Below are 17,387 nucleotides of genomic sequence, written 5' to 3'. Positions count from 1 at the left end.
TAGATAGCTTATGTCAATAGCTGCGATTGTTTTGATTAGAAAATAAGAACCAGCCTGATTGGCATGGAAAGGAGCAGTTATGGATTACTTGAGTTTTTCAAAAAAAGAGTGGGAAGTCTTAGTTTGTTTTTGGGCTGTGGATGAGCCGCTATGCTGTACCGAATTTAGTGAACGCTTCGGCTTGAATCGCAACACGTCATTGTCAGTGATTCGTAAGTTAGTCAATAAAGGGATACTTGAGATCGCAAGTATCAAGATGAGTGGGTCAGTTTTGGCTCGTCGTTTCCAACCAGCCGTCACCGAATTGGAGATTTTGCAAAGTGGTTTGACGGAGGAACAAATTTTTGAACTGGTAAAAATTGCGATCAAAAAAATTGAAGACCCAGAACAATTAACTCAGTTGCGAAATGTTATTGGCGAATTGAAAACCAAAGCTTCGTAGGTCATCTGGTTTTCTTCGCTGTTTGTTAGTGAAGGTTTAAAAGATAAAAAAATGATCCACTGTGAAAACAGCGGATCATTTTTCTTGTTCCTGAAATTTTTGGACCATTTTGGTCGTCAATTCGTGGAGGACTGACAGTTCTTCCGGTTCAAGAGGCAAGAATTCAGTTACTTTGTAGGGGATCTCTAGTGCTTGTTCATGGAGTCTTTTGCCTGAATCAGTCAATGTGACCCGCAAGGAACGTTCATCGTCTTGATTTCGATTTCTTACTAGGTATCCTTTTGCTTCAAGCTTTTTTAAAACCGGTGTCAGTGTGCCAGAATCTAGACATAATTGCTTCCCCAATTCTTTGACACTGATCGCTTCATCTTCCCATAACACCAACATCACTAAATATTGGGTATAGGTCAAATTCAACGGGTCCAGTAAGTCTTTGTACTGTTTGATAATTTCTTTTGAAGCGGCGTATAGAGGAAAACACAATTGGTTTTCTAACGCTAAGACATTCATGTTTTCACCCCTTTTTCTAACATCCGCCTCTTATCATAGCTGTTTTTTCAACGAAAGTCTACTCGCTAACGGCTTTGACAGTCACTTCAATGTTGCCAGCTGTAGCTTTTGAGTAAGGACATACGGTATGAGCGATTTCAAGCAATTCTTGTGTTTCCTCTGTTGATAAACCTTCGATTTGACCTTCGATCTCAACGCCTAAAACAAAGCTTGATTCACTTTCTGCATATAGGGTCACTTGTGCACTGACAGTCGAAGCACCGTCGATTCCTTTGTTGCTTTTCACTAATTCAAGGGCACTATTGAAACAAGCACTAAACCCAGCCGCAAAAAGTTGTTCTGGATTGGTGGCATTTTCAACACGTTTGCCAGGTGCAGTAATATTTAGTTCAAATGAATGATCGGGACTATGAACTTCTCCTGAACGGCCACCAGTGTTGATCATTTTTGTTGAATACATTTTTTTCATCATTTCTTCACTCCTGATTTTTATATTTTGTACAATTAGATTGTATGCAATTTAATTGGTAAATGCAAGCGATTTGTTTTCAGCTCGTCTTTTTTTCTAAAAAGGAGGGAATTATGAAATGTATACTGTCCTCTTGGGTGAAACGTGCTATTATAGTTAGTAACACTTGTCATAGAATGAACGAATCAATTGAAACGAAAAATAACCTGCACGAAGGCAAAGAGGGTGGAAAATCATCGTAGACTACATGGAACAACGAGCGGTTGGACGTTATTTTCGATCGCTGACGGATCATTATTCAGGCTATATCCGTCTTTATGGCACCTACACAGAATATCGGGTGATTGCAGGGATTCCTGCTGAAAATGTCATGTTAGAGATTATCGGGGTTGAAAACGGTGTCTTATTGACCCGTGTTAACAATACATTATTTGAAAATGGAAGAGGGTTTTTACAATGATCATTATCCAAATTATTTTAGTTATCTTCGTATTAGTGATTCTGATTTGGCTGATCGCAAGCACTGCTGTGATCGTTCGTCAAGGGGAAGTCAAAGTTGTGGAAAGTTTTGGGAAATATGTTCGAACGTTGGAACCAGGTCTTCATTTTCTTGTTCCGATTTTATATACCGTAAGAGAAAGAGTGTCCTTGAAACAGATTCCTCTGGAGATCGAACCGCAAAGTGCAATTACAAAAGACAACGTAATCGTGCAGATCGATGAAGCAATCAAATACCACGTTACAGATGTTCGTGCCTTTGTTTACGAAAATGAAAACTCCGTTATCTCAATGATTCAAGATGCCCAATCAAACTTACGGGGGATCATCGGGAAAATGGATCTGAACGAGGTTCTAAATGGAACTGAAGAAATCAACGTGGCACTATTTACTTCAATCAAAGACATCACTGCTGGCTATGGGTTAGCGATCGACCGGATCAATATCGGGGAAATCAAAGTTTCCCAAGAAATCATTGAATCAATGAATAAATTGATCACAGCCTCCAGAGACAAAGAATCCATGATCACAAGAGCCCAAGGGGAGAAATCTTCTTCAGTCTTAAGTGCCGAAGCCAAAGCTTCTCAAATGACGATCGACGCGCAAGCTCGGGCAGAACAAACCCAAATCGATGCAGAGGCGCGGGCAAAACGTGTACGGATCGATGCTGAGGCAGAAGCGGAACGAATCGCGAAAATCACTGAAGCTGAACGCAAACGGATTTTAGCTATCAATGAAGCAATCAAAGAAAGCCAGCTAGACGAGCGCTCCTTATCTTATCTAGGGATCGAAGCCTTTAAAGACGTGGTTAACAGCAATACCAACACGGTCATTCTGCCATCCAATATGACGGAACTAGGAAATATTCCAGTCGTCAAACAACTTTGGGAAAACGCACCATCTAAATCAGCAGAATAACTTCTAAGCGCAACAATTAAAAAAGCTCAAATGCTCCGAGAATAAACCGGCGCATTTGAGCTTTTTTATTTCGTTTTGTCTGCCGCTTGATTATCGACAATCAACAGGGCAATCATGACATAACCGATCCAACTGTCCCGAGAATATAAGATGTAGCGAGGGGACCAAGAAGCGGCATATTTCTGTTTGTATTCCCGCAATCCTTCAAAGGAATAGAAGCGAGACCCGAAGGTGTAAACGAGATAGGCGATCCGCTCTTGCAAGAAACTACTGCGGAAAGTACCAACATTGGCTAATGGTGCCATACCTAAATCGAATTGTTGGTAGCCTTGTTCTTTAAAATAATCAAACAGCTGAATAAACAAGAAATCCATCGTTCCGTTCGGGGCTTTTTCAGGATCGTGACGCATCAGATCAATGGAAGCTAAGCCTGTCTGATAAGTTGGCATAAAGGAGGCAAACGCGACGATCTCTTGTTGCTGATTACGGACGACTGCAATTGGTGCGGTACTCAGATAGGATTCTGAAAAGAATCCAAGGGAGAACCCTTTTTCTTTCCGTCCATCTAGCCAGTTGTCAGAAATTTCCTTAAGGGTGGCAAAGGTTTCGGCTGAAAAGGGTGGAGTTAGCACATCAAAGGTAAAGCCTTCTTTGGTGATCTTGTTGTTCAATGCCCGCTGTCCCTTCATTTTCTTTCCTGAGAGGGTGAAGCTAGGCAGATCCACATAGGCTTTCTCACCGAATTTGATAAAGTCATACCCGAATTCATGCAGCAGCATCACCATTTCTTCACTACTTTCATAAAAGACTGGCAAGTAATTCCACTGATCCATCTCTGTTAAAAAGGTTTCCAGTGCATGGGGAAAGTCTGCTTGCTTCCCAGAAGGATCACCCATGACTAAGCATTTATTATTAAAGGTCGTAAATTGAAAAAAGACCGTCGGCTCGCCGATTTCTGGATAAACGTACACTTGCTTGTCTTTTAAATAGACAAGATGGCTATCGCTATTGCCGCCATAAGTGTTCAAAATATGCTTCACTTTATCGGTGGCGGCACTGACACCGAGTTGGTGCTTTGGTCCCATCAAGTAGCGTGCAAACAGCAGCATCGCAACGGCGACGAATAAAATCGCAACGAAGCCTTGGAGCCATAATTTTTCAGAAGGGAAAAGCAAAAAATCCATCGAATGGTGATGCGTCGGATGCCGATTGATATGGGGCATATTGTAGACCCCGATAATGACATAGAGGATCGTCAATGAACCAACCAGCAAACCATCGATCGTCAGCCATTCCCAAGCGAAAACCAGTTGCTTTCGGAATAACTCGCTTTTTGAAAAAATCATGATCGCCAGTAATAATAGAAGAAACAGCATGGTCGAAAAGCGGAAACCCGCAAAAATAGCATAGCCGATCGTTGCTGCAATCAACAAAAGCGTCGGCACATACGCGCGACTGACACGGGCAGAGATGCCGCGACCGGCAATCAAAAAGAGATAGCCGAGAAAGATACTCGGGTACTGCATTACAAAATTCAAGCGAATCGGATTGAGGTGGGCTAACCATTTGATTTGATCAAAGGCTTCTGGGATCGTGGCGGAAAGCACCAACATCGTTCCAGTCAAATAAAGCAGCAACACTTCGATCTTGTGGAATACTTCCAACAACAAGCTTTTTGGAATACCAGAAAAGCGCTGGTTGAGGGAGACACCGACATTTTTTGAGAAAAAAAGCAAACCGATCAAAAAGGGAATGATGTAATAAAACAGACGGAACAGCAAGAGCCAGGCAATGACACTTTCACGGGGAATCTGTAGTGAACCCATTCCCATGATCATCATGACATCAAAGGTTCCTAGTTCCCCGGGAATCATCGAGACGATCCCAATCACGGAAGCAGCGATGAAAAGCGGCAACAGTTGAAACACATCGACCGAGAGACCCATCAACAGACCCGTCGTAAAGAAGGCGGCAAAAACACCTAGCCATTCCAATAAGGAAGCGGCGATCAGCTGCAGACGATCACGTCGTTGCAGCCCACCTAAGTAGGCATTTTTTTTGGAAAAACTAAGCGCATAGACGATTGGAAAATAAAGACTGCCGCCTAAAAGCCAGATCCAATACTGTTGGAGATAATCGGTCGTGGGACCGAAGAGGACGAATGCCAGCGCAGCAAGCGATAAAATCGAAAGACCAGACATCAAATAGATAAAAATCTTCGATATTGCTTGGGCAACGTCTTTGCCTTTTTTTCCTTTGCCATAAAATTCCGACCGTAACCCGATACTGATGAAACCGCCAAAGCCGATCAAATTGTTCATGGTATTGATGATCCAGCTGGTTTCTAGTAAATAACGGCGATCTGGTTTGTCCCCTAGCAAGCGATTCAAGACGATATCATATAAGACCATGGGAAAGACACACAGTAAGCCAATGACAGCCATTAAAGCCACTCGCCAAAGGGATAGCTGCGCAAACAATTGTTTTAGTTGATCAATCGAGATCGTCTTGCTTAACGAAAGCAGCTCGCCGAACACGATCACGGCGACTGCAATTAAGAAGAGGGCTTTAAACAGTGAGCGGTGGTCGCGGAGCCAAGTAAAGATTCTCATAGTTATTCACCGACCTTTTCTAAAAAAGATAAAACTTTCGTATTAAATACTTCTGGATTTTTTCGTGCAAAACTATGTCCTTGTCCTTTGACGACGATAAAATTGGACTGAGGAATACTGTTTGCAATATAAAAAGAATGGGAAAGCTTGATCGAATCACGTTTGCCGACCAAAATCAATGTCGGCACACTGAGGTGATTCAAATCGGCTGTAGATAAACCGATTGGACGAAACAACAATCCCAAAATAGGCAGAAAGCCCCGCATGCCTTTGGAGAATGGGGAACAAAGCCAAACGATCAGATATTGCAAGACACTGCCGATTCGAGAAAAGAGCCTCACACCTCGCGGTTCCGTGTTGCCAGAGTTTAAAATCATGCAGCTGACATGCTCTGGGTAGAGATGGCAAAAGACCATCGCCAGATTGGCACCATCGCTAAATCCTAGTAAGGCGATTTTCGTTAGCTTTTCTTGCTGAATAATTGCTAAAAGATCTGTTGCCATTTTAAAAAAATCGATTTTCTTCTGCGTATTAGTGGATTTGCCATGCCCTCGACTATCGATTAAATACAGTTGATGTTTTTGACGCAAGGCGTCGACCTGCTTTGAGAAATAGGCACTGCTGCCGCCATTTCCGTGCAATAAAAAAAGAGGGCGTCCTGAACCGGTTTTCTCGTAATAGAGGACAGACCCGTCCGGTAAGGGCGCGTAACATTTTTCAACTTCCATTTTTTCACCTACTTTCTAAGAGTATACCTTGAAGTCAGGGACGATCACAAATATATCACTAGATAAAATGAGAAAAAATAACAATCTGCTCATCTTTTTTTTACCAGAAGTTCAGGAAAAGGCTTTTTTCTTTACAATGTAAAGAAAAATAATTGGTAAACATAATTAATCTGTTTTCAGAAAATTCTTTACAAATGGACGATCGTTGTCTATAATCGAACTAACTAATTGAGAATGATTTTCATTTACGAAAGAGAGGCTAGCCAATGACCACTATAGCAGATGTTCTGATTATCGGCGGAGGACCCACTGGACTCTATGCGAGTTTTTATGCTGGATTACGTGATCTATCGGTCGTATTGTTTGAAGCACAAGCCGAATTAGGCGGGAAGATCAATTTCTATCCTGAAAAAATGGTCTGGGATGTGGGTGCATTGCCGCCCACCAAGGGAAAGAAAGTCAAAGAACACTTGATTGAACAGGCCAAGTTGTTTGATCCAACGATCTATCTGAAAACGAAAATCATTTCATTGACCAAGGAAGACGACCTTTTTTATGCAGTGGATGACCAAGGGAGGACCCATGTTGGACGCACCGTTTTAGTCTGTATCGGCGGCGGTGTCGTTTCTCCGCAAAAATTGCCATGTTTCATCCATAATAATGTCGACAACTATATCCACTATCAGTTTCCTGACCAGCAAGCGATCCAAGGCAAGCATCTAGTGATCTCTGGCGGCGGTGATGCGGCAGTGGATTATGCGATCGAAGCAGTGTCTTATGGTGCCAAAGTCACCCTGTGTTACCGAGGAGAAAAATTGAAAGCCCATGAAGCACAAGTAAAGAAGATGAAAGCAGAAGGGATTCAAGTGCTGATGAATCACACCATCGATGGGGTGAATCAAGCTGAAACATTCAATATGGTTCTACGACTAAAAAACAGTGCCAACCATGAAACGATCGATTTTTTATGTGATCATCTACTGATCCAACACGGGTATGACCGTGACAGTGGCTTGTTAGATAAAGTCTCCTTTGATCTTGCACGCCATGAAGACTTTTACCTCAATTGCGAGATTCCTACAAAAACTAGCCATCCCGGTGTTTTTGCGGCGGGCGACATTCATTATTTCAAAGGCAAAGTGAATCTTTTGGCGGGAGCCTTTCAAGATGCTGCGCAAGCAGTCAACCAAATCAAGCACTATTTAGAGCCGACCAGTGTCCCACAGGCGATGGTTTCATCCCACAATGAGAAATTCAGTGAAAGAAATCGCCAGTTGTTGGTGAATGAGTAGCCATGCTTCTTTGTGAAAGAAAAAGTAGAAAAAGCAGGAGTCCCTTATGGGTCCTGCTTTTTTGGTGTCCTCAGAACAGAAATTCGTTTCACTAGAAGTGAATGTTTGCCGCTCCTAAAAAATAAAATCTCTCAAATAAATGATGCAAACTGTGAAAATTTCAGCTATTATTTTCAAGTTGACTATTTGGAGGGGATGACATGAATCAAACAAGATACGCAGAATTAAAACAAGCAGAAAGAGGCGCCATCTTAAGTATCGTTGCTTACATTTTGGTTTCGATCGCCAAACTTGCCATCGGTCGTTTGGCAAACTCTGAAGGACTATGGGCAGATGGGTTGAACAATGCGACGGATATCGTAGCGTCGATCGCTGTCTTGATTGGTTTGCGTTTGGCTCAAAAGCCAGCAGATGAAGACCATAAATATGGTCATTGGAAAGCAGAAAACGTGGCGAGTCTCGTAACGTCCTTGATTATGCTGGCAGTCGGTCTGCAGGTCTTATGGTCTTCCATTCAAACGATTCTACTCGGAGAAACGCAAAGTCCCGATATGATCGCGGCAGTCGTCGGTATCATTTCAGCTATTTTGATGTATGGCATGTATTATTATAATAAGCGATTATCCGCTCGCGTAAAAAGCTCCGCTCTGCTAGCAGCTGCTAAAGACAACCGCAGCGATGCGTGGACGAGTATTGGAACTGCGATCGCTATTTTTGCCGCCTCATTTGGTATCGGTTGGTTGGACAGTTTGACTGCGATCGTGGTAGCTCTTTTGATTATCAAAACCGCCGTCGATATTTTTCGTGAGAGTGCCTTTTCACTTTCTGATGGGTTTGATGAATCGTTAGTCGTGGAGTATGAAGCGGCAATCGCTGGTTTTTCTGAAGTGAAATCTGTCAAATCGATTCGAGGAAGAATGTATGGCGCCAATGTTTTTCTCGATGTCGTCGTGACGATGGACAAATCTTTGACGGTTGAAAAGAGTCATAACGTTGCAGATGCTATTGAAGATCTCTTAGCTGATCGTTTTCAGGTGTTTGATACTGACATCCACATCGAGCCTGCTACCGAATAAATTTTCTGGCAAAACCTTGATAGGACAAGGATGTAAACCACCCGTTTCCTGTTTGTAAACTGAAAAGTTCTTACGGAACCTGCTCATTCATGGCAAACTAGAGGTAACAAAGGAAGAAAGTAGGGAGCCCTATGAATAATAAGCAGGTAGTAGAAAATGAATTAGTTATTTCTTTAGATAAAATGGATGAAACAGAAATGATGGCACTTTGCCAACAATATATTGCGGCTATTGATGATAGCCAAGTCCTCTTCGCTTTACTAAAAAAAGTTCAAGCCTCAAAAGCAGCAGTAAGTAAATAAAAAACAAACCGGCATCTTATGCATTGATGTTCCCCTCAGCGAAAGCGAAAGGCGCATTGATCAACAGGAAAAGATGCCGGTTGTTTTTTAATTTGTTTGAGTCTTTTTAAAGACTTTTAAAGGACGTTTAATAGTGCGATTAACCCATAGATGATCAAAGAGGCTATTCCTAGAGGAACAATGCGTCGGAATATATTCTCTTTCAAGCGCTTGCCTGCTTGTCGTTCTTTTTCATAGTTAGGATCATGGGCATGCGCTTTAAATTGCTGAGGAGAACGAGAGAAGATCAAGCCGTTGGTCATCGATAAAACCCAGCCAATCAACGCCATGAAGAACGAAACAAAAATGATTGCCAGTAAAAGTAGTTGCAAGAGCTGCATCGTGTTGCTACCTCCTTTTCGTCACCATTTTTTCACTTCTAGTTTACCATCTTTTGAGACATTTTGGGGTCTTTGTTCCACGTGCCCTTTCTTTTTTTCCTTATCCCTTATAATAGAGATATTTATAAACGAGTTTTTGTTTCGTGCAGCAGAAAGAAGGGGTTCTTATGGCAATCACAAAAAAAATCGTTCAATCACCTGAAGATTTCCAAACGTTGGATCGTTTGATCAAAGAAATCTGGCCAGAAGTGTTTACACCTATCATTCGGTCCGATCAAGTCGCGTATATGCTGGCTCATTACCAATCACCAGCAGCGATTCAGAACGAAGTCCAGCAAGGAGCAGTCTATCTTTTGTTATTAGAAGGAGACCGAGCAGTAGGATATACAGCGTATGAAGAAACACTGCAGCAGATTTATTTAAGTAAATTGTATCTCCATCAATCCACTAGAGGCAAAGGCTATGCCAGCCAAGTCTTTGATTGGTATGAGGAGATCGCCTCAGGAAAAACACTGCATTTAAACGTCAACAAACAAAACCAGCAAGCGATCGCTGTTTATGAGCATCGCGGCTTTACGCGTGTTTCTGAACGCACCGTTACGATTGGTTCGGGATTTGTGATGGATGATTTTATTTATGAGAAGAAGATGGTTTGAAGGCGAAGGTGCGCAGCAAGGAGAAAACTGATGGAACTCACTGCCGAGAATAAGTCATTTAGTAAGAAAGAATGGCAACTATTTCAGTACGTATTAAATCAGCAAGCAGAAGTCTGTTCGATGTCTATTCGTGAGTTGGCGGATGCAACAAAAACTAGCTCAACGACTGTTCTACGGTTTTGTCGAAAATTTGATTGCGAAGGTTTTTCAGAATTTAAAATCAAGCTGAAAAAGACGTTACAGAAACAAGGAAAGACTGATCGATTATTCAAACAAGATAAAAAAGCCCTGCACTATTTTTTTGAACGTATGGATGAATCCTTCTATCGAGAAACATTATTAACGATTGCTAAACGAATAAGCAAAACAAAACTTTTAATCTTAGCCAGTGATAGGGAATCAACACTTGCTTTGACCTATGCCCAACAAAAGTTTGCACGTTTAGATAAGATCGTGAGCGTAGAGGAAGAAGCAGCACCGATTAAATCTGTTTGGCGAACCTTAAGTAGCGAAGCCACGTTGCTGGTTTTTTCTAATAAAGGCGCCGATCCATTCCTTGAATCCTTGATTACTGAATGTACCACCGCTGGAATTTCGACCATTTCACTAACAAATCGTTCAACAACGTCAATTGCCAAACTTTCTGAGCGAAACTTTGCTTATTATTTTTCCGATAATCAAGCAGCTGATTCATTGTCCTCACAAATTCCAGCCATTTATTTGGTGGAACTTTTATTTGATTTAGTTACAGATTATGAAGATCGCTGAATAAATGAAACTACCTGCGCCTATCAGAGAAGTTCTTCTGATAGGCGTATTCTTTTGGCAATTTTTTCAATTAAATAGATTGCTGGTAGTTGAGAAGTCAGTTCAATGGTTTTCTCTTTTTTCTGACTGGCTTTAAAAATAGTCTCTCTTTCGATGTAATAGGGCACCGTTAAGTCGGATAACTGGCTGATGGTTGAATCTTCAGTATTCGTGATGGCAATAATCTGACAATCTTTTTGATTTAACTTTTGTAAGTATCGAATCATTTCTTGTGTTTCCCCAGAAATAGACAAAACAATGATACCGGTTTTGCACAATATGTCTTCTGGAAACCAGTCGATAGGATAATTTGAGGGATCGTCAACTTTTAATGCCGTTTTTCCCAAGTCAGTAAAATAGAGTGCGCCATATTCCGCAATCGTTTCAGATAAGCCTGATCCTATAAATAGCACGAAGCTTTTGTTCTTAAGAATCTCTGTTGCCCGATCGATTCTTTCAGATAAAAAGGGCTGGTTTACTCGCTTCAAGAAATCAATTGTTTGGGATTCATCACTATCGGATATTTTAGATTTTACGAGAGAATCTAAGTAAAAGCGCAAATTGATCTTAAATTCAGTAAACGTATTACATTCAAATTTCTTGCAAAAGCGGCTAATACTAGCAGTACTGGTATGGGTCTCTTTGGCAAGTTCTTTCATCTTCATTTTAGACACTGAAGCCAAGTTTTTTGATACAAATCGGTAAACCTCGTATTCTAGTGCAGTAAGTTCAGGATTGTAGTCAAGAAAAAGCATGATGCACCTCCGTAACAAAGTGTTTTTTTTGTGGAACAAATGACAAGGGATGAATACGTTCTCTATTTTGGATTATAACATTATATTGATTTTACTTCATGCTATACTTTCGTTGTTCAATAATGTAAGCGGATGCTTCGCTTAGTAAAAAAGGAATTGTAGGAGGGCGACATGGCGTATAATTTTTCGAAAGACTTTTTCTGGGGTGCAGCAACAAGTGCGACACAATCAGAAGGAACGATTGCTGGAGACAATAAAGGAGAAAACATTTGGGATTATGCATCAAAAAACTATAACCATCGGTTTTTTGAAGGAGTTACAACAGAACATACATCAAGGTTTTATCAGGAAATGGAAGCGGATTTGGATCGAATGGCGGCACTTTCTTTTAATTCTTTTCGGACTTCGATCTCTTGGTCACGTCTTATTCCCGAAGGTACAGGGGAAGTTAATCCAGAAGCTGTTGACTTTTATACCAGAATGCTTGACGGGTTAAATCAAAGAGGCATCAAACCGTTTATCAATCTTTATCACTTTGACATGCCAATGAAATTACAAGAAATCGGCGGATTTGAAAATCGTGAGGTCATCGAAGCGTATCGGGCGTATGCAAAAATTTGTTTTGATCTATTTCATGAGAAAGTTGCGTACTGGTTTACCTTTAATGAGCCGATGATTCCAGCAGAAGCCGGCTATTTGCATGACCGACACTATCCTTATGTAGTTGATTTTAAACGAGCGGCGCAAGTACTTCACCATATCATCCTTGCTCACTGTGAGGCAGTTAAGGTCTTTCGACAAGGAACATATCAAGGAAAAATCGGTATCATTATGGATGTGATTCCAGTTTACCCAAGAAGCCAGCATCCTGCCGACTTAAAAGCAGCGGAAATGGCAGACCTCTTCTATACTCGCTCGCTTAATGAAGCGATTTTAAAAGGTCGTTACCCGCAGGAGTTAAAGGGTATTTTAACGCGCTACAACCAAATGCCACGAGTGGAAGAACAAGATCTTGCCTTGATTGCTGAAACAACGATTGATCTGTTAGGAATCAATTATTACCGTCCACGGCGAGTGAAAGCCAAAGAATCTTTGCCTAATCCCGAGGGAGTTTTCTCACCAGAATGGTTTTACGATGATTACGAGATGCCTGGCAGAAGAATGAATACTTCAAGGGGGATTGAGATTTATCCTCATGGCTTGTATGATATCGCTAAAAAAATCCAGTTAGAATATGGGAATATTGATTGGTTTGTTTCAGAAAATGGCATCGGAATCCAGGGAGAAGAAACATTTATCGAAGGGGGGCAAGTGCAAGACAACTACCGAATTGCTTTTTTAAAAGAGCATTTAATTGAGCTTCATCAAGCAATGATGGAGGGGAGTAACTGTCTGGGGTATCACATGTGGACATTTGTGGACTGTTGGAGTTGGCAGAATGCGTTCAAAAATCGCTATGGCTTTTATAGTCTGGATTTAGAAACGGGAGAAAAAACGATGAAAAAGTCTGGTCTATGGTTTAAAGAAGTGATTCAAAAAAATGGTTTTTCAAACGAATTTTAGGAGGGTTTTATAATGAAAGTTTTAGACTCGGTTGCAATGAAGTTATTACCGATTGCCAATGCTATTGGACAGCAGCGGCACTTGCAGGCAATTCGAAATTGGTTGATTTCTATTTTGCCGCTCACGATCGTTGGCTCTTTTTTCACCATTATTTTAAATTTGCCGATTCCTGGTTATACCGAATGGGTCGCTCCTTATTTACCGGCACTTGACATTCCTTTTCGATTTACGGTGGGGTTAATGTCTCTCTATGCCTCATTTACGATTGGCTCCAACTTAGGTGCTAGTTACAAACTCGATCGGATAACAAGTGGGTTTTTATCCATGTTAGCGACGATTTTAATGGTCGTTCCGATCAATTTGGCGGAAGGCATCAGCACGACAGGAGATGCCGTACTTGCAGGAAGGTATTTACCCATCGCTTCCCTTGGATCCCAAGGATTATTCGGTGCGATCATTGCGGCGCTAGTTTCAGTAGAGATTTATCATTTTACAAAAGCAAAAAACTTGGAAATCAAGATGCCAGAAGGCGTACCGCCTGTTGTAGGCGAATCCTTTGCGGCACTCCTACCAACCTTGCTGGTTATCTTAGTCTTTTGGATTCCGCGCCACTTTTTCGGCTTTGATTTAAATGGATTGCTGACGATCGCCATCTCTCCTTTAAAAGGTTTCTTAACAGGTAATAATTTGATAGGCGGAATCATCACACAATTTGTTATCTGTGTTTTCTGGGTATTGGGTATTCATGGCCATGCCGTTTTAGGACCCATCATTCGTCCATTTTGGGATCAAGCAATTTTAGAAAATGCGGAATTATTCCAAAACGGTATGTCTGCCTTTGATCTACCAAATCTTTTTACCGAACAATTTTATCAATGGTATGCGCAAATGGGTGGTACTGGATCAACGCTTGCATTGGTTGTTTTGTTTATGTTCTCTCGTTCAAACTATTTAAAACAATTGGGTCGTCTTTCCATTTTACCAGGGATTTTTAATATTAATGAACCGATGATCTTTGGGACGCCAATTGTGATGAATCCACTGTTGGCAATTCCGTTTATTCTTGTGCCAATCGCTAATACTATCTTAGTCTATATCGTTACCGCTTTAGATTGGATGCCTAAGATGATGGTCAAACCACCATTTTCGATTCCCGCACCTCTTGGCGCATTGATTACCTCAAATTGGAATTGGGTTGCTTGTTTGATGGTCTTCGTCTGTTTCTTCGTTTCATTAGCGATTTACTATCCATTCTTTAAAGCATTTGAGAAACTTCAAGTGGCGCAAGAGCTAGAAACAGCTAAAGAAGGTGAGTAGAATGGTTCTAGTAGTGAGTTGTTTGCTCTTGATTTTTCTGACCCATCTTCTTTTAGAAAAAAATAATGCCAAAATCACGCTGGCTTTTTGGAAACTATTACTTGTTTCCTTACTTTTCTTACTCAGTTTGTTTTTCTTGTTGATCCGCACTCCTTTGGCACCAGTTTTCATTTTGTTACTTATTATCAATTGTACCGTCATCCAAAATCGTTTTATGTATCAGTATCGACCGAAAGGACAACGATAGGACGCTTGATGGTTACTGTAGGAAATGTTATTGCGAAAAGATTATTCTATCTACTGTTTAAAAAACTATTTACGAACCCAGATCCTCAGTGCTATTATCCTTGTATAAACATTATAATGTTATAAACTAAGGAGGCGATTATGAAAGGGTTTGTAGAATTTATTGAACAGAAGTTGATGCCGATTGCAAATAAAGTGGGGATGCAACGGCACATGGTAGCGATTCGTAAGGGGATCATCGCTACGTTACCGTTAACGATCGTTGGGTCTTTCTTCACGATCTTGCTGAATTTTCCCATCGAATCAGTCGCTGCGGTGATCGAACCGTATCGGGAAGTTTTGGATATTCCCTTTCGTTATACAGTCGGATTATTGGCATTGTATGCAACGTATGGGATTGCTTCATCGCTAGCCAAAAGCTACAAGCTGGATTCATTGACTGCGGGTATCTTAGCAACGATGTCCTTTCTTGTAACCGCTGCACCACCGTTGCGAGTCTTTGATTCTGTGGAAGGCATCATTGATGCGGGACGTTATATCAATGTGGCAAATTTAGGGTCAGGCTCTTTGTTTGGCGCGATCGTCACGGCAATCTTATCCGTTGAAATCTATCGTTTCTTTATCGTAAAAAACATTACCATCAAAATGCCAGATGGCGTGCCACCAGAAGTGACGAATTCATTCATGGCGTTGATTCCTGGAGGAGCGATCCTGATTTTGTTCTGGGTGATCCGTCATATGTTAGGCTTTGATATCAATGGCTTTTTAAGTAACTTGTTGATGCCGTTAAAAGACGTGCTAGCTGGTAACAGCTTGTTTGGTGGCTTATTGACTGTCTTCTTGATCTGTTTCTTCTGGGTACTGGGGATTCATGGACCAGCCATCATGGGTCCTGTCATTCGTCCATTCTGGGATATTTCCATCGCTGAAAATATGGAAGCGTTCCAAGCATCTGGCAATGCGCATGAATTGCCTAATATTTTTACGGAACAATTTTTACAATGGTTCGTCTGGATCGGTGGAGCCGGTACGACCTTAGCGTTGGTCGTTTTGTTCTTCTTCTCCAAATCAAAATACTTGAAACAATTGGGCCGTTTGTCCATCTTGCCAGGCTTATTCAATATCAATGAACCAGTGATTTTCGGTGCACCGATCGTAATGAACCCGATCTTAGGCATTCCGTTCTTGGTGGCACCATTGATTACGACAACGATTTCTTACTTCGCGACCATTACGGGTGTCGTACCGATGATGGCTGCCAGACTTGGGTTTGCCATTCCAGCACCAATCGCCGCCTGGATGAGTACGGACTGGAGTATCGCAGCAGCGATTTTAGTGATCGTCAACTTCTTTATCACACTCGCAATCTACTACCCATTCTTTAAAGTCTTTGAGAAACAGCAGATTGCCCGCGAACAAGAAGAAGAAACTGCCGCTTAGGCAAGACAAAAAGAGTGAGGTGCAAACATGGGGATTTATGCCATTTGTTTATTTTTTGGTTGTCAAATTTGGTTAACAAAATCAGCACAAGGGAAAAAAATTCAAGAAGTGCCGTTTTGGCGGATGCTTTTGTTCGGGATTCTTGGCGTTGCTGCAGCGATCCTACTGAGCCGTCAGTTTCCGTGGGGACCATTTTTGACGATAACGGCGACGATTGTTTGCAGTTCGCTTTTACTGACACGTTTTACTGCTTTTTATGAAGAAATGAGGATGAGATAAGTTGAAAAGACAACTAGGAGTATCGGTGTATCCCGATCACAGTGATTTTGAAACAGACAAAGCCTATCTGCAATTAGCCCATGATTATGGCTTTAGCCGCATTTTTATGAGTATGCTGGAAGTGAGTGACGGCAAAGAAAATGTGCAGAAAAAATTTAAAGCGTTGATTGATTTTGCCAAAGGATTAGGCTATGAAACGATTTTAGACGTGGCACCAGCCATCTTTTCGGAACTAGGCATCTCCTATGATGACTTGACCTTTTTCCATGAACTAGGTGCCGATGGGATTCGTTTAGATTTAGGCTTTGACGGCAATAAAGAAGCGATGTTGACCTACAATCCCTTTGGCTTAGCTGTTGAATTGAATATGAGCAATGATGTGGCGTATTTAGACAATATTTTGACCTATCAAGCCAACATTCCTTACTTATATGGCTGCCACAATTTCTATCCGCAAGAAGGGACTGCCTTGCCCTATGATTTCTTTGAAAAATGCAGTCGTCGTTTCAAGGAAAAAGGCATTCGAACCGCCGCATTTATCTCTTCTCAAAAGGGAACGATCGGACCTTGGGATATCAATGATGGCTTACCGACCTTAGAAATGCACCGAAGAATGCCTGTAGAAACTGCCGCAAAACATTTGTTTGCCACAGGCTTGATCGACGATGTCATTATCGGAAATGCTTATGCTTCTGAAGCAGAATTGGCAGCGCTAGGAGCGATTGATCGCTATCAGACCGCATTTGCTATTGAATTTGTGCCTGAAATCAATGAAGTTGAACGCCAAATCGCCCTGGACGAGCAGCATTACCGTCGAGGCGACATCACCGATCGGATGATCCGTTCCACAGAAGTTCGTAAAAAGTATAAGAACCATGACAATCCTGTCCATGACCACGAAGGCATCTTTCAACGAGGGGACGTTGTGATCGGCAACGATCGTTTTGGCAAGTACAAAAACGAGCTGCAAGTCGTGCTGGAGCCTCACTCAGATCCACGAAAAAATAAAATCGGTTCGATCGTCGAACAAGAGTTAGTTCTGCTGCCCTTTATCCATCCTTGGTCGAAATTCACTTTCACAGAGAGGAAGGTGTAAC

General features: G+C 41.6%; 20 protein-coding genes. 14 read left to right on the top strand and 6 right to left on the bottom strand.

Annotated elements, in window-relative coordinates:
- Nucleotides 1-79 precede the first annotated feature (79 nt).
- Nucleotides 80-442, top strand: a complete 363-nt coding sequence (locus CO692_RS01595) for a hypothetical protein (protein ID WP_005225688.1) — start codon at nt 80-82, stop codon at nt 440-442.
- A 75-nt stretch (nt 443-517) separates the two neighbouring features.
- Here the strand turns inward: CO692_RS01595 and CO692_RS01590 are convergent, their stop codons facing one another.
- Nucleotides 518-952 (bottom strand): MarR family winged helix-turn-helix transcriptional regulator, encoded by a 435-nt coding sequence (locus CO692_RS01590; protein WP_015509453.1) that lies wholly within the window; start codon nt 950-952, stop codon nt 518-520.
- Nucleotides 953-1,010: 58 nt separating this feature from the next.
- On the bottom strand, nt 1,011-1,421 hold the full coding sequence (locus tag CO692_RS01585; protein WP_026008061.1) for an organic hydroperoxide resistance protein: 411 nt from the start codon (nt 1,419-1,421) through the stop codon (nt 1,011-1,013).
- A 247-nt stretch (nt 1,422-1,668) separates the two neighbouring features.
- On the opposite strand from CO692_RS01585, the gene CO692_RS01580 reads away from it, so the two are divergent.
- Entirely contained in the window at nt 1,669-1,881 is a 213-nt protein-coding gene (locus CO692_RS01580; protein WP_005225691.1) for a hypothetical protein, read from the top strand.
- The gene (locus tag CO692_RS01575) at nt 1,878-2,837 is read left to right on the top strand and encodes an SPFH domain-containing protein (RefSeq protein ID WP_010747934.1); all 960 of its coding nucleotides are present in this window, start codon (nt 1,878-1,880) and stop codon (nt 2,835-2,837) included. Before CO692_RS01580 ends, CO692_RS01575 begins: the two co-directional genes overlap by 4 nt.
- Before the next feature lie 65 nt (nt 2,838-2,902).
- Here CO692_RS01575 and mprF read toward each other — a convergent pair whose 3' ends face one another.
- Both mprF and CO692_RS01565 read right to left on the bottom strand, forming a co-directional pair.
- Nucleotides 2,903-5,449, bottom strand: coding sequence for a bifunctional lysylphosphatidylglycerol flippase/synthetase MprF (gene mprF / locus CO692_RS01570; RefSeq protein WP_096741346.1), 2,547 nt, complete (start codon nt 5,447-5,449; stop codon nt 2,903-2,905).
- A gap of 2 nt (nt 5,450-5,451) precedes the next feature.
- Nucleotides 5,452-6,177 carry an alpha/beta fold hydrolase gene (locus CO692_RS01565; RefSeq protein WP_005225694.1) on the bottom strand — a complete coding sequence of 242 codons (726 nt, stop codon included), beginning with the start codon at nt 6,175-6,177 and terminating at the stop codon, nt 5,452-5,454.
- A gap of 266 nt (nt 6,178-6,443) precedes the next feature.
- Here CO692_RS01565 and CO692_RS01560 point away from each other — a divergent pair, with 266 nt between their 5' ends.
- The 3 genes from CO692_RS01560 (at nt 6,444) to CO692_RS17625 (ending at nt 8,847) form a co-directional block, all read left to right on the top strand.
- The gene (locus CO692_RS01560) at nt 6,444-7,469 is read left to right on the top strand and encodes an NAD(P)/FAD-dependent oxidoreductase (RefSeq protein ID WP_005225695.1); all 1,026 of its coding nucleotides are present in this window, start codon (nt 6,444-6,446) and stop codon (nt 7,467-7,469) included.
- Nucleotides 7,470-7,669: 200 nt separating this feature from the next.
- A complete protein-coding gene (locus CO692_RS01550) occupies nt 7,670-8,545 on the top strand; it encodes a cation diffusion facilitator family transporter (RefSeq protein WP_005225697.1) in 876 nt (291 codons plus the stop codon).
- A 131-nt stretch (nt 8,546-8,676) separates the two neighbouring features.
- Complete coding sequence (locus tag CO692_RS17625; RefSeq protein WP_005225698.1) at nt 8,677-8,847, top strand: hypothetical protein; 171 nt, start codon at nt 8,677-8,679, stop codon at nt 8,845-8,847.
- Between the two features lie 116 nt (nt 8,848-8,963).
- Here the strand turns inward: CO692_RS17625 and CO692_RS01545 are convergent, their stop codons facing one another.
- Nucleotides 8,964-9,227, bottom strand: coding sequence for a hypothetical protein (locus tag CO692_RS01545; protein ID WP_096741345.1), 264 nt, complete (start codon nt 9,225-9,227; stop codon nt 8,964-8,966).
- 167 nt (nt 9,228-9,394) lie between these two features.
- On the opposite strand from CO692_RS01545, the gene CO692_RS01535 reads away from it, so the two are divergent.
- Nucleotides 9,395-9,883 (top strand): GNAT family N-acetyltransferase, encoded by a 489-nt coding sequence (locus tag CO692_RS01535; RefSeq protein ID WP_096741344.1) that lies wholly within the window; start codon nt 9,395-9,397, stop codon nt 9,881-9,883.
- A 30-nt stretch (nt 9,884-9,913) separates the two neighbouring features.
- A complete protein-coding gene (locus tag CO692_RS01530) occupies nt 9,914-10,651 on the top strand; it encodes a MurR/RpiR family transcriptional regulator (RefSeq protein WP_096741343.1) in 738 nt (245 codons plus the stop codon).
- A gap of 23 nt (nt 10,652-10,674) precedes the next feature.
- Here CO692_RS01530 and CO692_RS01525 read toward each other — a convergent pair whose 3' ends face one another.
- Entirely contained in the window at nt 10,675-11,445 is a 771-nt protein-coding gene (locus CO692_RS01525) for a MurR/RpiR family transcriptional regulator (protein ID WP_016620488.1), read from the bottom strand.
- 171 nt (nt 11,446-11,616) lie between these two features.
- On the opposite strand from CO692_RS01525, the gene CO692_RS01520 reads away from it, so the two are divergent.
- The 6 genes from CO692_RS01520 (at nt 11,617) to CO692_RS01495 (ending at nt 17,386) form a co-directional block, all read left to right on the top strand.
- Nucleotides 11,617-13,008: a glycoside hydrolase family 1 protein gene (locus CO692_RS01520; RefSeq protein ID WP_096741342.1), complete on the top strand. Its 1,392-nt coding sequence runs from the start codon at nt 11,617-11,619 to the stop codon at nt 13,006-13,008.
- A gap of 12 nt (nt 13,009-13,020) precedes the next feature.
- Entirely contained in the window at nt 13,021-14,325 is a 1,305-nt protein-coding gene (locus CO692_RS01515; protein ID WP_096741341.1) for a PTS sugar transporter subunit IIC, read from the top strand.
- Nucleotide 14,326: 1 nt separating this feature from the next.
- On the top strand, nt 14,327-14,572 hold the full coding sequence (locus CO692_RS01510; protein ID WP_010747943.1) for a hypothetical protein: 246 nt from the start codon (nt 14,327-14,329) through the stop codon (nt 14,570-14,572).
- 140 nt (nt 14,573-14,712) lie between these two features.
- Nucleotides 14,713-16,011, top strand: a complete 1,299-nt coding sequence (locus tag CO692_RS01505; protein WP_005225702.1) for a PTS sugar transporter subunit IIC — start codon at nt 14,713-14,715, stop codon at nt 16,009-16,011.
- Nucleotides 16,012-16,038: 27 nt separating this feature from the next.
- The gene (locus tag CO692_RS01500) at nt 16,039-16,290 is read left to right on the top strand and encodes a hypothetical protein (protein WP_005225703.1); all 252 of its coding nucleotides are present in this window, start codon (nt 16,039-16,041) and stop codon (nt 16,288-16,290) included.
- A 1-nt stretch (nt 16,291) separates the two neighbouring features.
- Nucleotides 16,292-17,386 (top strand): DUF871 domain-containing protein, encoded by a 1,095-nt coding sequence (locus CO692_RS01495; RefSeq protein ID WP_096741340.1) that lies wholly within the window; start codon nt 16,292-16,294, stop codon nt 17,384-17,386.
- Nucleotide 17,387 lies beyond the last annotated feature (1 nt).

Source organism: Enterococcus sp. FDAARGOS_375, from assembly GCF_002393265.1.
In the GTDB taxonomy this organism is placed as follows: domain Bacteria; phylum Bacillota; class Bacilli; order Lactobacillales; family Enterococcaceae; genus Enterococcus_D; species Enterococcus_D innesii.
Note: the sequence above shows the minus strand (reverse complement) of the source record. Positions and strands in the feature narration are given on the sequence as shown.

Excerpts from the sequence above, each read along its gene's own strand:
- CO692_RS01595 (WP_005225688.1), top strand. The coding sequence starts at position 80 with ATGGATTACTTGAGTTTTTCAAAAAAAGAGTGGGAAGTCTTAGTTTGT.
- CO692_RS01590 (WP_015509453.1), bottom strand. The coding sequence starts at position 952 with ATGAATGTCTTAGCGTTAGAAAACCAATTGTGTTTTCCTCTATACGCC.
- CO692_RS01585 (WP_026008061.1), bottom strand. The coding sequence starts at position 1,421 with ATGAAAAAAATGTATTCAACAAAAATGATCAACACTGGTGGCCGTTCA.
- CO692_RS01580 (WP_005225691.1), top strand. The coding sequence starts at position 1,669 with ATGGAACAACGAGCGGTTGGACGTTATTTTCGATCGCTGACGGATCAT.
- CO692_RS01575 (WP_010747934.1), top strand. The coding sequence starts at position 1,878 with ATGATCATTATCCAAATTATTTTAGTTATCTTCGTATTAGTGATTCTG.
- mprF (WP_096741346.1), bottom strand. The coding sequence starts at position 5,449 with ATGAGAATCTTTACTTGGCTCCGCGACCACCGCTCACTGTTTAAAGCC.
- CO692_RS01565 (WP_005225694.1), bottom strand. The coding sequence starts at position 6,177 with ATGGAAGTTGAAAAATGTTACGCGCCCTTACCGGACGGGTCTGTCCTC.
- CO692_RS01560 (WP_005225695.1), top strand. The coding sequence starts at position 6,444 with ATGACCACTATAGCAGATGTTCTGATTATCGGCGGAGGACCCACTGGA.
- CO692_RS01550 (WP_005225697.1), top strand. The coding sequence starts at position 7,670 with ATGAATCAAACAAGATACGCAGAATTAAAACAAGCAGAAAGAGGCGCC.
- CO692_RS17625 (WP_005225698.1), top strand. The coding sequence starts at position 8,677 with ATGAATAATAAGCAGGTAGTAGAAAATGAATTAGTTATTTCTTTAGAT.
- CO692_RS01545 (WP_096741345.1), bottom strand. The coding sequence starts at position 9,227 with ATGCAGCTCTTGCAACTACTTTTACTGGCAATCATTTTTGTTTCGTTC.
- CO692_RS01535 (WP_096741344.1), top strand. The coding sequence starts at position 9,395 with ATGGCAATCACAAAAAAAATCGTTCAATCACCTGAAGATTTCCAAACG.
- CO692_RS01530 (WP_096741343.1), top strand. The coding sequence starts at position 9,914 with ATGGAACTCACTGCCGAGAATAAGTCATTTAGTAAGAAAGAATGGCAA.
- CO692_RS01525 (WP_016620488.1), bottom strand. The coding sequence starts at position 11,445 with ATGCTTTTTCTTGACTACAATCCTGAACTTACTGCACTAGAATACGAG.
- CO692_RS01520 (WP_096741342.1), top strand. The coding sequence starts at position 11,617 with ATGGCGTATAATTTTTCGAAAGACTTTTTCTGGGGTGCAGCAACAAGT.
- CO692_RS01515 (WP_096741341.1), top strand. The coding sequence starts at position 13,021 with ATGAAAGTTTTAGACTCGGTTGCAATGAAGTTATTACCGATTGCCAAT.
- CO692_RS01510 (WP_010747943.1), top strand. The coding sequence starts at position 14,327 with ATGGTTCTAGTAGTGAGTTGTTTGCTCTTGATTTTTCTGACCCATCTT.
- CO692_RS01505 (WP_005225702.1), top strand. The coding sequence starts at position 14,713 with ATGAAAGGGTTTGTAGAATTTATTGAACAGAAGTTGATGCCGATTGCA.
- CO692_RS01500 (WP_005225703.1), top strand. The coding sequence starts at position 16,039 with ATGGGGATTTATGCCATTTGTTTATTTTTTGGTTGTCAAATTTGGTTA.